The 14,701-nt window shown below is 62.9% G+C and carries 10 protein-coding genes; 2 read left to right on the forward strand and 8 right to left on the reverse strand.

Annotated features, from left to right (window positions below; all coding sequences use genetic code 11):
- Nucleotides 1-41 precede the first annotated feature (41 nt).
- On the reverse strand, nucleotides 42-1,340 hold the full coding sequence (locus tag NKI22_RS02280) for an adenylosuccinate synthase (RefSeq protein WP_023680654.1): 1,299 nt from the start codon (nucleotides 1,338-1,340) through the stop codon (nucleotides 42-44).
- 216 nt (nucleotides 1,341-1,556) lie between these two features.
- On the opposite strand from NKI22_RS02280, the gene NKI22_RS02285 reads away from it, so the two are divergent.
- Nucleotides 1,557-2,459, forward strand: a complete 903-nt coding sequence (locus NKI22_RS02285; protein WP_352815058.1) for a DMT family transporter — start codon at nucleotides 1,557-1,559, stop codon at nucleotides 2,457-2,459.
- A gap of 84 nt (nucleotides 2,460-2,543) precedes the next feature.
- Here the strand turns inward: NKI22_RS02285 and serA are convergent, their stop codons facing one another.
- The 5 genes from serA to glmM form a co-directional block, all read right to left on the reverse strand.
- Complete coding sequence (gene serA, locus NKI22_RS02290) at nucleotides 2,544-4,142, reverse strand: phosphoglycerate dehydrogenase (RefSeq protein ID WP_352480909.1); 1,599 nt, start codon at nucleotides 4,140-4,142, stop codon at nucleotides 2,544-2,546.
- A gap of 187 nt (nucleotides 4,143-4,329) precedes the next feature.
- A complete protein-coding gene (locus NKI22_RS02295; protein ID WP_352958177.1) occupies nucleotides 4,330-5,505 on the reverse strand; it encodes a phosphoserine transaminase in 1,176 nt (391 codons plus the stop codon).
- Nucleotides 5,506-5,694: 189 nt separating this feature from the next.
- Nucleotides 5,695-6,444, reverse strand: coding sequence for an outer membrane beta-barrel protein (locus tag NKI22_RS02300; protein WP_352494165.1), 750 nt, complete (start codon nucleotides 6,442-6,444; stop codon nucleotides 5,695-5,697).
- A 233-nt stretch (nucleotides 6,445-6,677) separates the two neighbouring features.
- Entirely contained in the window at nucleotides 6,678-7,520 is an 843-nt protein-coding gene (locus tag NKI22_RS02305; protein WP_352850095.1) for an outer membrane protein, read from the reverse strand.
- Between the two features lie 226 nt (nucleotides 7,521-7,746).
- The gene (gene glmM, locus NKI22_RS02310) at nucleotides 7,747-9,099 is read right to left on the reverse strand and encodes a phosphoglucosamine mutase (RefSeq protein WP_352494163.1); all 1,353 of its coding nucleotides are present in this window, start codon (nucleotides 9,097-9,099) and stop codon (nucleotides 7,747-7,749) included.
- 867 nt (nucleotides 9,100-9,966) lie between these two features.
- On the opposite strand from glmM, the gene NKI22_RS02315 reads away from it, so the two are divergent.
- A complete protein-coding gene (locus NKI22_RS02315) occupies nucleotides 9,967-10,632 on the forward strand; it encodes a hypothetical protein (RefSeq protein WP_502896311.1) in 666 nt (221 codons plus the stop codon).
- Between the two features lie 596 nt (nucleotides 10,633-11,228).
- On the opposite strand, the gene ftsH is transcribed toward NKI22_RS02315, so the two are convergent.
- Together ftsH and tilS are read right to left on the reverse strand one after the other, a co-directional pair.
- Complete coding sequence (ftsH, locus tag NKI22_RS02320) at nucleotides 11,229-13,154, reverse strand: ATP-dependent zinc metalloprotease FtsH (RefSeq protein ID WP_023677989.1); 1,926 nt, start codon at nucleotides 13,152-13,154, stop codon at nucleotides 11,229-11,231.
- A 106-nt stretch (nucleotides 13,155-13,260) separates the two neighbouring features.
- Entirely contained in the window at nucleotides 13,261-14,682 is a 1,422-nt protein-coding gene (gene tilS, locus NKI22_RS02325) for a tRNA lysidine(34) synthetase TilS (RefSeq protein ID WP_352494162.1), read from the reverse strand.
- Nucleotides 14,683-14,701: the final 19 nt, after the last annotated feature.

Below are 14,701 nucleotides of genomic sequence, written 5' to 3' on the forward strand. Positions count from 1 at the left end.
GCCCCCGCAAATCAGCCGCAATGCCCGGAAAGGCTGAGAAACTAGTCTTGAAACGGATCGGTCACAAGTATCGTGTCGTCCCGTTCAGGGCTGGTGGAAAGGAGTGCGACCGGCGCGCCGATCAGCTCTTCGATGTAGCGGACGTACTTCACCGCCTGGGCCGGCAGGTCGTTCCAGCTGCGCGCGCCGGCGGTGGTGCCTTTCCACCCCTCCAGCGTCTCGTAGACCGGTTCGACGCGCGCCTGCGCGCCCTGGCTGGCCGGCAGGTAATCGATCGCCTCGCCGTCGAGGCGGTAGCCGGTGCAGACCTTGATCTCGTCCAGCCCATCGAGCACATCGAGCTTGGTCAGCGCAATGCCCTTGATGCCGTTGACGGCGACAGCCTGGCGGACCAGCACGGCATCGAACCAGCCGCAGCGGCGCTTGCGGCCGGTGACGACGCCGAATTCATGGCCGCGCGTGCCCAGGAACTCGCCGATCTCGTTCTTCTGTTCGGTTGGAAACGGGCCTTCGCCAACGCGCGTCGTGTAGGCCTTGGTGATGCCGAGCACATAGCCGATGGCGCCCGGGCCGACGCCGGATCCAGCGGCGGCCTGGCCGGCAACCGTATTGGAGGAGGTAACGAACGGATAGGTGCCATGGTCGATGTCGAGCAGCGTGCCTTGCGCGCCTTCGAACAGGATGCGCTCGCCGGCGCGGCGCTTGTCATCGAGGATTTTCCAGACCCGGTCCATATAGGGCAGAATCTCGTCGGCGACCGAGATCAGCTCGCTCATGATCGCCTCATGCGTGACCTCGGCATGGCCGAGCCCACGGCGCAGCGCATTGTGGTGCGTCAGCAGCCTGTCGACCTTCAAGGGCAGCGTTTCCAAATCCGCCAAATCCATCACCCTGACCGCGCGTCGGCCCACCTTGTCTTCGTAGGCCGGACCGATGCCGCGACGGGTCGTGCCAATCTTCGTTCCGGAATTGGAAGCGGCGTCCTCGCGAAATCCGTCCAGCTCCCGGTGCAGCGACAGGATAAGCGCGGTGTTTTCGGCTATTTTCAGGCGGTCCGGCGTCACCTCGACGCCCTGCGCCTTCAATTTCGCCACCTCCGCGACGAAAGCGTGCGGATCGAAGACGACGCCATTGCCGATGATCGACAGCTTGCCTTGCCGCACCACGCCGGACGGCAGCAGCGACAGCTTGTAGACCTTGCCATCGACGACCAGCGTATGGCCGGCATTGTGGCCGCCCTGGAAGCGCACGACAACGTCGGCGCGCTCGGACAACCAGTCGACGATCTTGCCTTTGCCCTCATCGCCCCATTGCGAGCCGACGACCACCACATTGGCCATGCTTCTTTTCCCTTGAGATGCCGCGCCAGGCAGCTTGAAACGGTTCGAAACGACAGGCCTCTATAGCGTCAAGACCGGGCGAGCGCGACCATTCTTTGCCGCCCAAAACGCTCCGAGGCACAACAATTTTCGCCTTTGACATCATTTACTTGCGCGAGCTGCCGCAATAGGCCCGCAACGGCCGCGCATTTCTCTCCGCCTGGCCGGGACTTCACGATGCATCGAGCCGCCTATCTGTTCCTGCTGTTCACCACCTTGCTGTGGGGCGGCAACTCCGTGGCGGGGAAGCTGGCGGTCGGTCATATCTCGCCGATGACGCTGGTCTTCCTGCGTTGGCTGCTGGCGGTTCTGATCTTGCTGCCGATCGGCTGGGCAACGCTGCGCCAAGATTGGCCGGTGGTGCGCAGGCACTGGTTGCTGCTTGGCGGGCTCGGCGCTTGCGGCTTCGCCTTCTTCAACACGATCTTCTACACGGCGCTCAACTACACCACGGCGATCAACGTCTCGATCGAGCAGGCGGCGATCCCGATCGTCATCATCATCGCCAATTTTGTGCTCTTTCGCCTGCGCGTCAATGGCGTGCAGGTCATCGGCGTCGTGCTGACCATCGCCGGTGTCGCGGTGACGGCGAGCCATGGCGATCCACACCAGCTTCTCAGGCTGGATCTCAACTTCGGCGACGCCATCATGCTGGTCGCCGTGCTTTGCTACTCCTTCTATTCGGTCGGGTTGCGGCTGAAGCCGGCCATCCGCTGGCAGAGCCTGATGCTGGCGCTGTCGGTTGCCGCACTCATCACATCGCTGCCTTTCTTCCTGTGGGAGATTGCCGCCGGCAAGGTCATCGTCCCCGATGCCCGCGGCTGGGCGGTCGCGTTCTATACCGCCATCGGTGCCTCGGTCATTTCGCAGATCTTCTATATCAGGGGCAACGAACTGATCGGCGCCAACAGGGCCGGCCTGTTCATCAATCTGGTGCCGATCTTCGGTACGCTGCTGTCGGTGCTGATCGTCGGCGAGACATTCCAGCTCTATCAGGCGCTGGCACTCGCGCTGGTGCTCAGCGGCATCAGCCTCGCCGAATACAGCGGACGGAAGACGGCGATATCCGCCGCTGAATGAAGTCGCTTGCCGCGACGTTTGACTGCGGTCCATCAACGACCGTGGAAGCGCCCCGCGTGCTGCTGCACACGGGGCGACCGAATTTCAGGCCACGCCGACGTCGAAGTGCAGCCGCTTGGCGGAGTCGATCGACTTGTGCGAGCGCACCTGCGCCAACACCTTTTCCGGGAACGGCGCATCGAGATAGAGCAATGCGATGGCATCGCCGCCCGGCCGGTTGCGGCCGAGCTGGAAATTGGCGATGTTGACGCCGTTCTCGCCGCAGACCGTGCCGAGCAGGCCGATGATCCCAGGCGCATCGGCATTCGTCGTGTAGAGCATGTGCTGGCCGACCTCGGCGTCGAGATTGATGCCCTTGATCTGGATGAAGCGCGGTTTGCCATCCGAGAAGCAGGTGCCGGCGATCGAGCGTGTCCTATGCTCGGTCTTGACCGTGAGCTTGATATAGCCGTCGAACACGCCGGATTTGTCGCGCTTGACCTCGGCGACGATGATGCCGCGCTCCTTCACCATGATCGGCGCCGACACCATGTTGACGTCGGAGACCTGCGGCCGGATCAGCCCGGCAAGGGTGGCGCTGATCAGCGCGCGCGTGTTCATCGTCGCGGTCGAGCCGTCGAACAGTATCTCGACCTCCTTGATTGGATCCTCGGTGACCTGGCCGACAAAGGCGCCGAGCACTTCGGCAAGCTTGACGAAAGGTTTCAGCCGCGGCGCCTCTTCGGCGGTGATCGACGGCATGTTGATGGCGTTGGAAACGGCGCCCTTGATCAGATAGTCGGACATCTGCTCGGCGACATGAAGGGCGACATTCTCCTGCGCTTCGGTGGTCGACGCGCCGAGATGCGGCGTCGCCACGACATTCTCCATGCCGAACAGTTCATTATACTCCGCCGGTTCGACCTCGAACACGTCGATGCCGGCGCCTGCCACCTTGCCGCTTTTCAGTGCCGCGATCAGGTCGGCCTCGACGACCAGCCCGCCACGCGCGCAATTGATGATGCGCACACCGGTCTTCATTTTGGCGATCGCCGCGGCATCGATGATGTTGCGCGTCTTGTCGGTGAGCGGTGTGTGCAGCGTGATGAAGTCGGCGCGGGCGAACAGCTCGTCGAGCTCGACCTTTTCGACGCCGAGCTCCTCGGCGCGGCTGTCCGACAGGAACGGATCGAAGGCGATGACATGCATCTTCAGGCCGACGCCGCGCGTAGCGACGATCGAGCCAATATTGCCGCAGCCGATGATGCCCAGCGTCTTGCCGGTGATCTCGACACCCATGAAGCGGTTCTTTTCCCATTTGCCGGCATGGGTCGAGGCGTTGGCCTCCGGTATCTGGCGGGCCAGCGCGAAGATCATGGCGATCGCATGCTCGGCAGTGGTGATCGAATTGCCGAAGGGCGTGTTCATCACGATGATGCCCTTGCGGCTCGCCGCCGGGATGTCGACATTGTCGACGCCGATGCCGGCGCGGCCCACGACCTTCAGCCTGGTCGCGGCGTTGATCAGCTTCTCCGTGACCTTTGTCGCCGAGCGGATGGCCAGCCCATCATACTGGTCGATCACCTCGAGCAGTTTTTCCTTATCCTTGCCGAGATCCGGCAAATAGTCGACGTCGATGCCGCGATCCCTGAAGATCTGCACGGCGGTGGTGGAAAGTTTATCCGAGACGAGAACGCGAGGCATTGGCTTGGTCCTTTGCGATTGGCGTCCCTCCTTGAGGGGAGGGTCGGCGCGAAGCGCCGGGGTGGGGTCGGTGCGGCCGGATGCGGCCGAATCTTTCTGGATGGTGGATCGTTGAGCTCGTGTCGTTGAGCGGGTGGAGGCGACCCCACCCGGCCCTTCGGGCCACCCTCCCCTCGAGGGGGAGGGATCAGGCCGCCGCTTTGAGCGACGCCTTTTGCGCGGCAATGGCCCAGTCCAGCCAAGGCAGCAGCGCCTCGAGGTCGGAGGCCTCGACCGTCGCGCCGCACCAGATGCGCAGGCCGGGCGGGGCGTCGCGATAGGCGCCGATGTCATAGGCGACGCCTTCCTTGTCGAGCACCGAGACAATTGCCTTGGCGAACGCGGCCTGTCCGTCGGCGTCGAGTGCCCCGACATCCGGATCGGTGAAGGAAAGGCAGACCGATGTGTTCGAGCGCGTCGCCGGGTCGGCTGCAAGATGGCCGAGCCAGGAAGATTTCCGGACAAAGCCATCGAGCACGGCGGCATTGGCGTCGGCACGGGCGATCAGCGCATCGAGGCCGCCGATCGACTTCGCCCAATGCAGCGCATCGAGATAGTCCTCGACGCACAGCATCGACGGCGTGTTGATAGTCTCGCCCTTGAAGATGCCCTCGATCAGCTTACCGCCGGAAGTGAGGCGGAAGATCTTCGGCAGTGGCCAGGCCGGCTTGTAGCTTTCCAGGCGTTCGACGGCGCGCGGGCTGAGGATCAGCATGCCATGCGCGCCCTCACCGCCCAGCACCTTCTGCCAGGAGAAGGTGACGACGTCGAGTTTCTGAAAATCGAGCTTTTGCGCAAAGGCCGCCGAAGTGGCGTCGCAAATGGTCAGGCCCTTGCGGGTGGCCGGGATGAAATCGCCGTTCGGCACGCGCACGCCCGACGTCGTGCCGTTCCAGGTGAAGACCACGTCGCGGTCGAAGTCTATTTTGGTCAGGTCGGGCAGTGCCCCGTAGTCGGCCTCTAACCTGCGCACATCGGCAAGCCTCAGCTGCTTGACCACATCGGTGACCCAGCCGGAGCCGAAGCTCTCCCAGGCGACCATGTCGACGCCGCGTTCGCCGAGCAGCGACCACAGCGCCATTTCGACCGCGCCGGTGTCCGAGGCCGGCACGATGCCGATGCGATAGTCTGCCGGAACCTGGAGGATTTCCCGCGTCAGATCGATCGCTTGTTCGAGCTTGGTCTTGCCGATCTTGGCACGGTGCGAGCGCCCGAGCGCGGCATTTTTGAGCGCCTCGACCGACCAGCCGGGGCGTTTTGCACAGGGACCTGAGGAAAAATTGGGATTTGCCGGACGGAATCCGGGCTTCGTATGCGTCGTCATCGTGGTCTATCCTTCCAGATAGTGGCCCCTCGTTGGGGAGGGGTGGCCCACGAACGGCGATATGCGTTCAGGCTTTCGGCGTCAAGGGGAAAGTTTTTGTCGCTGTCAGGATATTGCCAGCGCCCGGGGCAAAAATGCGAACGGCGGGCCTACGACCCGCCATCGTTAACGCCTCGGCTTCGATCGAGCCTACCAGAGGTCGTAGCGTAGTCCGACTTTGACTTGATGATTGTTGATTCCTTTGCGGATCGGAAAAGAAGTCAGGCTCTCCGCAGTCACATATTCGGCGTCTGGCGCGGAAAAATACTGATAGCCCAGATCGACTGAGACGTTCTTGGACACTTGGTAGGCAAGGCCGGCATTCAGCGTGTAGGCGAAGGAGTATTGGGTCTTGTTGTCACGCAGGACGAAATCGTCGGCGGGGTTGGCGTTGTCCGTGAAGTAGCTCGCCGAGAGGCGACGCTTGCTCTGGACGACACCGATACCAGCGCCGAGATAAGGTGTGATTCCGACATAGGTGCCAAGGTCGACATAGCCATTGAGTATGCCTGAGAAGGCATAGTTCTTCAGGGTCGCCGATGCCACCGTCGTTCCGTCGTTATAGCCGACGTCGATCTTGTTGCCGGGAAGATAGCCGACATTGAGATCGGCCCGCAGATAGTCGTTGAAATGGTAGCCGAAGCCTATGCTGGCGAAGATGGGATCTTCCTTTTCGTCGAAGCTCGCGGGCGTGAAGGCGAAATCCTCATCCTTGAAGCTCTTCTGCACCAGATAGGAGACATCGCCGCGCAGATACCATCCCGAGCCAACCTCGACCGGTACATAGTCGGGCGCCTGGTCGACATAGACCGGCGGATCGTAATCGGCGCCAAGCGCCGGCGTGAGCGGCATCAGGACGACTGCTGCAAGCGCCAGCACTACAGGCGATTTGAATGTCATGGTCCCCGGCTCCCGACTTGGCGCATTCGCGATCGCGCGCGCCGTTTCAGAGAGCATTGTTAACCATAGTGGTTAAGTGCGGGTTAAGGATAACAAGGCGTTAGCAATTGATTTGATCCGTTTTCGCTCCTCGAGCTGGACGGTATTACCGAGCAACGCAGCATCTTTAGGCAGCCAAACGAAACCGCCCGGCAGAAGCCGGGCGGTCGACGAATTCTTCGATTTCGAAGCGACTACTTGGTGTAGACGGGCTCGGGTTCCGGAACATAGGGCTCCGGGGGCGGAGCACAGTCCGACCTGCCGAACTGGTAGCGCAGGCCGCCGCGCACTTCGTGCACGTTGATGCCTCGGTCATAACCTGGGCCGACATTGCTATCCGAAGCATATTCGAACATCTTGCCGCCGTTGATGTGGCTGAAGCGGTAGCCGACATCGAGCTTTACGCGGTCGGTCAGGCAGTAGGATGCGCCCGCCATCGCAGCATATGCAAAACGCCAGCCCTTACCGCCATGATGCTCGAACTCGCCGTCGTCATCGACGTTGTGCAGTTCATCCCACGTGACCCAGGCGCCGCCGATGCCCGCTCCGACATAAGGTGTGACGCCATGCCAGGTGCCGATATCGACATAGGCGTTGGCCAAGAGCAGCAGCGCCGAATAGGACGAGGTGTCGACGGATGTGCAAGGGGTTTGTAATACGCCGCAGAAGCCGTTGGTCGAGCCGCGGAATTTGGATTTGCTCATCCAGTCCAAGGTGAGATCGGTACGGAAATGCTCGTCGATCTGGTAACCAACACCGGCGCCGGCCGAGAAGGCGCCATCCAGCTTGCCTGTATCGAACTTGCCGGGATTCTGGGGCGCTACACCGTAGGTGATATAGTCGCCACCGCGAAACTTCGACCAGTGATAGTCGATATCGCCGCGGATATACCAGCCGCCATACTCGGCCGGCGGCTCGTAGGCGATCGGTGGCGGCGCCTCCTCGACCACCGGCGGCTCGACGAAATCGGCGGCGAATGCCGGCCCGACGCCGGCAAACAGCGCGGCCAGGAGAGCCATTCTTGCTGTGTTGAACATGCTTATCACCCCTGAGAACCCTCGAACGGCGAACGCGCCCGAAATATGATTGACCTCAGTTGTGGATAATGAATCGGAAAGGTTAAAAGGCGTTTAACCGTATCGATTAACCACGAATCTCTAAAATCCGAGGATTCTGGCGGCCGTTGCTGTTGCAGGACTGACAGGCGATCCAACAAAAAGCCCGCCGGCAAGGCGGGCTTTTTGAACTGATATTGGAGGGAGATCAGGCGGCGCTGCGCGTTTCCGAAATGACCTCGACGATGTCGTTGACCACGGACTCGACAAGCTGCGGGTCGTCGCCCTCCGCCATGACACGGATGAGCGGCTCCGTGCCGGATGGCCGGATGACCAAGCGCCCGGCCTTGCCGAGGCGATGGCGCGCATCTTCGATCGCTGCCTTGACCGGCGCCTCCTCCAGCGGCTTGCCGCCGGAAATATGCACGTTCTTCAACAGCTGCGGCACCGGCTCGAACTTCTTCGACAATTCGCTGACCGGCCGGTTCTGCCGCTTGATGCAGGCGAGCACCTGGAGCGCCGAGACGAGGCCGTCGCCGGTGGTCGAGAAATCGGACAGCACGATGTGGCCCGACTGTTCGCCGCCGACATTGAGCCCATGGGCACGCATGTGCTCGACGACATAGCGGTCGCCGACCTTGGTGCGATGCAACTGCAGGTTCATGTCGCCGAGGAAGCGTTCGAGGCCGAGATTGGACATCACCGTCGAGACGACCCCGCCGCCGGCCAGCCGCCCGCTCTGGTGCCAGGATTCGGCGATCAGCGCCATGATCTGGTCGCCATCGACGATCGCGCCGTTCTCGTCGACAATGACGACGCGGTCGGCATCGCCGTCGAGCGCTATGCCGATATCGGCGCGCACCTCGTGCACCTTCTTTTGCAGGCCGGCCGGATGGGTCGAGCCGCATTCCTTGTTGATGTTGAAGCCGTTGGGCTCGACATTGATGGCAACGACCTCGGCGCCGAGTTCCCATAGCGCGTCGGGCGCCACCTTGTAGGCGGCGCCATTGGCGCAATCGACGACGATGCGCAGGCCCGACAGCGACATCGAGCGCGGCAGCGTGCGCTTGGCGAATTCAATATAGCGGTCATGCACGCCGTCGACGCGTTTGGCGCGGCCGAGCCCATCAGAATCGGCAAGCGCCAGTTCGATATCCTTGTCGAGCATCCCCTCGATACGCTCCTCGATCTCATCGGACAGCTTGTAGCCATCGGGGCCGAACAGCTTGATGCCATTGTCGTAATAGGGGTTGTGCGAGGCAGAGATCATCACCCCTATATCAGCGCGCAGCGAGCGCACCAGCATTGCAACCGCTGGCGTCGGGATCGGGCCGAGCAGGAAGACATCCATGCCGGCGGCGCACAGGCCCGACACCATCGCGTTCTCGATCATGTAGCCGGAAAGCCTGGTATCCTTGCCGAGCACGACGCGGTGGCGGTGGCTGCCGCGCTGGAACGAGAGGCCGGCGGCCATGCCGACCCTCATGGCGACCTCCGCCGTCATTGGAAACTTGTTGGCGCGCCCACGAATACCGTCCGTACCGAAATAATGTCCTGCCATGCTAGCCAGCTTCCCGATGGTTCTTTCCGAGCATCTCATGCCATAAAATCGGCCGAGCTCTGTCATCACATTGTATGATTATGGACGACCAATCCTTAGAAAATTGTTGTCTTGTGTGTTTTGCGTCACGCTAATGTGTTGATTTTCGAGCCCTTGTTGCGGCAGCAGCATCAGAAACGTCAACCTCAAACCTTATCTGGATCCTTTGGTTTGTGACAGTGTGGCCTTGAACCCGAATCCGCATCGCGCTGCTTCAGACAGAGATAGGCTCAGGTCCGTCGCACCCGCCGATTTGACTGGCTGTCATGCGACGCAGTGTACTCGCTGGGAACGAGCCATATGCGCGCTCTCCGTGCAATGCACCCGGACGAACTTGGCTGGGAAACAGTCCCGGCAACGAATTCATCACCTTAAAGAAAAGAATGCACTTCTAAATTGTCTCTACGCTACTTAGCATCTGGCGCAACCAGCCGTTGAGCGCTATTGCTGCACTGGGACATATCATGAACCGCCATAGGGAGAAAACGCATGCTCATCCATCGACTTGCCACTTTGACGGGCCTTGCCGTCGCGACCTTATTCCTGGCGGCGCCTGCCAATGCGCTGACCATGGCCGAGTGCAGCACCAAGTATAACGCGGCCAAGGATGCGGGAACGCTTGGCGGGCAGAACTGGAACCAGTTCCGCAAGGCCCAATGCGGCACCGATGCCACCGCCGCTACGACCGATCCCGCCCCAGCCAAAGCCACGGCCAAGGCCGCCGACACCACCAAGGCAGCCGCCGGCGACGATGCGGCGCCTGGGCTGACGGCGAAGGAGTGCAGCACCAAGTACCAGGCGGCAAAAGCCGCCGGCACGCTGAACGGCATGAAGTGGAACGATTTCCGCAAGACCCAGTGCGCCGCCGACGCGACGGCAGCCGCACAACCCGCCGCCACGACCAAGGCTGCGGCAGCCACCGCCGACGACGCTGCGCCGGGCCTGACGGCCAAGGAATGCAGCACCAAATACCAGGCCGCCAAGGCTGCCGGCACGCTCAACGGCATGAAATGGAACGATTTCCGCAAGAGTGAATGCGCCGCCGGCGCAACTGCAGCGGCACAACCTGCCGCGGCACCTGCCAAGGCGACGACAGCTGCCGCGACCGATACCGGCAAAGGCCTCAGCATGGCTGATTGCAGCGCCAAATATCAGGCCGCCAAGTCCGGCAATACTTTGAACGGCATGAAGTGGAACGACTTCCGCAAGAGCCAATGCGGCGCCGGCGCAGCCGACGACGACGACACCCTGCCGGCTCCCGATGCGAAGTACACCGGCGATCCGCAAGCGCCGACCATCACCGCCCCCCAGGGCGTGAAATTCCCGACGGCGATCTCCAAGAAATACGCTACCGAGACCCCGGCCAAGGGCCGCATGCATACCTGCCTCGACCTGTATTACGCCAACAAGGACGCCAACACGCTGGGCGGCCTCAGGTGGATCCAGAAGGGCGGCGGCTTCTACAGCCTCTGCAACGCCAAGCTGAAGAGCTGACCAGCGCCATCATCCGACGACATGAGCCCGCGAGCCGCAAGGTTCGCGGGCTTTTTTGTTGCTGCATGCTGCCGCGCGTTCCGAAGAGGCGGCATCCGCGCGCAGTCGGCCGCCGCTCTAGCGATCTCCCCCCTCGTGGGGGAGATGTCCGGCAGGACCCGGCAGGACAGAGAGGGGCGCTGTCCCGCCGACATCGATGGTCGGCAGCACGCGCCACGTTTGGTCGAAGGAGCCTGAAACAAAAAACCCGCCTCGGCGGGCGGGTCGTTGGAGCCAATTGGCACCATACGCAAATTAGTAGCATAGCTGCCGGCACAAAGCAAGAACAAAATGTGGCGCCGTCGGCAAAAAACTGCGAATTTCCTTCACCGGCGCGCCTTGTCGATCTTCCCGAAGTCGTCAACGAGGACGATAGAAGGCCGCGTTCCTTCGCGCCCCTCTCTGTCCTGCCGGACATCTCCCCCGCGAGGGGGGAGATTGGCCGTCATCGTCACTTTCGCCAATTTCCAGCGATGCAGGAAGGGTCGCATTCCCCAAAGAAAAACGCCGCGGTCAGAGCCGCGGCGTTTCGAAGTCGATCTCTCCTGGGCCGGAGCCTAGCTTGACGGCTGGGGTTCCATACCGCCTTCGGGCTCGGGGCCCTTCTTGCGGCGGCCGGACTTCGGCACGGCCGAGCCGCGGCTCGGCGGTGTGTCGTCGCCGAGGTCGCGTGCGGGCTTATTGCCGGCGATCAGCTGCTTGATCTCCTCGCCGGACAGCGTCTCGTATTCGAGCAGGCCTTGCGCCAGCGCGATCCATTCCTTCTTCTTCTTGGTCAGGATGGACCTTGCCGTCGAATAGGCCTCGTCGATCAGCCGGCGCACTTCGGCGTCGATGATCTGCGCTGTCTCTTCCGAGATATTCTGCGTGCGCGCCACCGAATGGCCGAGGAACACCTCCTCCTGGTTGTCGCCATAGGCGACATGGCCGAGCTTGTCGGAGAAGCCCCAGCGCGTCACCATGGCGCGCGCCAGCTTGGTCGCCTGCTCGATATCGGAAGAGGCGCCTGAGGTGATGTTCTCCTTGCCGAACTTGAACTCCTCGGCGACACGGCCGCCCATCATGATGGCGAGGCGCGAGATCATGTATTTGTAGCTCATCGAATAGCGGTCGCCTTCCGGCAGCTGCATGACCATGCCGAGTGCCCGGCCGCGCGGGATGATGGTCGCCTTGTGCAGCGGATCGGCCGACGGCACATTGAGCGCCAGGATGGCGTGGCCGGCCTCGTGATAGGCTGTCAGCTCCTTCTCAGCCTGCGTCATCGCCGACGAGCGGCGCTCGGCGCCCATCATGATCTTGTCCTTGGCGTCCTCGAATTCGGCCATGGTGACGAGGCGTTTGTTGCGCCGCGCCGCCATCAGGGCGGACTCGTTGACCAGGTTCATCAGGTCGGCGCCGGAAAAGCCCGGCGTGCCGCGTGCGATCACCTTGAGGTCGACATTGGGCGCCAGCGGCACGTTGCGCACATGCACCTTCAGGATCTTCTCGCGGCCGACGATGTCGGGATTCGGCACCACCACCTGGCGATCGAAGCGGCCCGGCCTGAGCAGCGCCGGATCGAGCACGTCGGGCCGGTTGGTGGCGGCGATCAGGATGATGCTTTCGTTGGATTCGAAGCCATCCATTTCGACCAGCAGCTGGTTCAGCGTCTGCTCGCGCTCGTCATTGCCGCCGCCGAGGCCGGCACCGCGATGGCGGCCGACGGCGTCGATTTCGTCGATGAAGATGATGCAAGGGGCGTTCTTCTTGGCCTGGTCGAACATGTCGCGGACGCGGCTTGCGCCGACGCCGACGAACATCTCGACGAAGTCCGAGCCGGAAATGGTGAAGAACGGCACGTTGGCTTCACCGGCGACCGAGCGGGCGAGCAGCGTCTTGCCGGTTCCGGGAGGACCGACGAGCAGCACGCCGCGCGGGATCTTGCCGCCGAGCCGCTGGAATTTCTGCGGGTCGCGCAGGAACTCGACGATCTCTTCCAGATCTTCCTTGGCTTCGTCGACGCCGGCGACGTCCTGGAAGGTGACGCGGCCATGCGCTTCGGTCAACAGCTTCGCCTTCGACTTGCCGAAGCCCATGGCGCGGCCGGAACCGGACTGCATCTGGCGCATGAAGAATATCCAGACGCCGAGGATGAGGATCATCGGCAGCCAGGAGATCAGGGTGCCGAACAGCGAATTGGAGCCGTCGGATTCAGGACGCGCATTAATGGTGACGTTCTTGTCCTGCAACCGCGAAACCAGCGACGGGTCCCCAGGCGAATAGGTCTGGAAGCCGTTGGAGCTGTCCGTGTAGTTGCCGGAGATACGGGCGCCGGCGATGGTCACCGACTTGATCCGTCCCGCCGCGACCTCCTGTAGGAACTGCGAATAGGGGACATCGCTCGAGGCTCCACGCGTCTGCGGCGTCTGGAAAAGATTGAAGAGAGCGATGAGCAGGACCGCTATGATCGCCCAGAGCGCGAGGTTGCGATAATTTGGATTCATCAATTGTCCCGTTGGCGCCCGCTGGGCGGACGCACGTCGTGAGAGGAAACTTGGCCCTAACATAGGGAGAGCGTCTCCCCTTGCCAAGCATAACAGCAGGTCTCGGTTAAGCTTTCGCCCGTGGTAGGCCGGCACTGTGGCCGCCGAATGGCGCGGCTGGAACCGGCGCCGCGCCAAGCAACGCGGCGACGGCATCGGCCGGCGCCAGATCGAAGGACGGCAGGAAACGGGCGAAGGGCGCGACTGCCGGATATGCGGCGACCGCCGCCGGCATCGGGCTTTCCTCAGGCAAACCCGGGCCTTGCCCAGGCAGACCAAGGCATTCGCCATCCCGCCATAGCGCTGGTTCGGCGGCCAAGGCGGCACGCACAAGGCTTGCCGGCGTGCCATGCCCGGCAATTGCCCGCTTTGCGGCAAGAGCCACCCCGAGCGGGGCAACCAACAGCGGCGCGATCAACAATGCACCTGAACTGTCGCTCAATGTGATCCGTCTGCGGCCGTCCCAAAGGGCATTGTCGGAAACCGCAACAGCGGGCGGCAGATCGCGCAACTCACGATGCAGAAAGATGCCGGTACGCCGGGCATCGACCACGCTCCGCGACAATGTGGCACAAAGCGGCCCGGCCCGGAGCCGGCCGAAAAGGGCTTCGCCGCGGGCCTGGTCGGGAAGGAAGGCGGTACCGCCGGTCGCCGCCAGCAGGATGCGCAGCGCATAAATAGCCGCCCGGCGGTCGGCGACCGTCGCAAAATCCTGATCGAGGCGGACGAGGCCGGCGGCCGGCCTGGAGGCCAAGCCGCGGATCAGCATGGCCGCGCGCTGTCCTAACTGCTCACGCTCGACCGCCGCCTTTCTGGCCAGCGCCATCGTTTCAGCCATGCGAAGCGCATCGTCGCCTTCAACAAGTGCTGCGCGGACGCGCGGGCGCTCGAAAGCAGTGTCGGCATTGGTCGGGTCCTCGACCCAAGCGACCTGTTCGCGCCGGAGGAATTCGCGCAGCGCCGCACGCCGCACGCCGAGCAGCGGCCGCACGATCCAGTACCGCCAGTCGTAGAGGGTTGCCGGCGCCATGCCGGCAAGGCCCCGCGGCCTCTCCTCACTTGGCACCTCGTCACGCGCTTGCCGCATCAGCACGGTCTCGGCCTGGTCGTCGGCGGTGTGGCCGGTCAGGATCAGCCCGACGCCTGCCGCTTCGGCGGCCTCGGCGAGCAGCCGGTATCGGGCTTCGCGCGCGGCGGCGGGCAGGCCGGTCGCTGGTTTGTGCCCCGACCAGACGACGATGCGATGGGCAATGCCGCGCGCCGCGCACAGCCTGGCCACGGCTTGCGCTTCCGCTGCCGCTTGCGGCCGCAATTGGTGATCGATCGTCACCGCCAGCAATTTCGTTGCCGGTGCGGTACGGTCGAGATGGGCTTTGAGGAGGAGGAGAAGGGCGGTCGAGTCGCTGCCGCCGGACACGGCCACAACAGCGCCGTTGGAAAAGTCGATCCGCGAAAAATCCGAAAGATCAGGCTCGGTGTCGAGCGTCATGCATGTCGCCCAAAAGTGG

It is taken from the genome of Mesorhizobium sp. M0778 (genome assembly GCF_040320105.1).
In the GTDB taxonomy this organism is placed as follows: domain Bacteria; phylum Pseudomonadota; class Alphaproteobacteria; order Rhizobiales; family Rhizobiaceae; genus Mesorhizobium.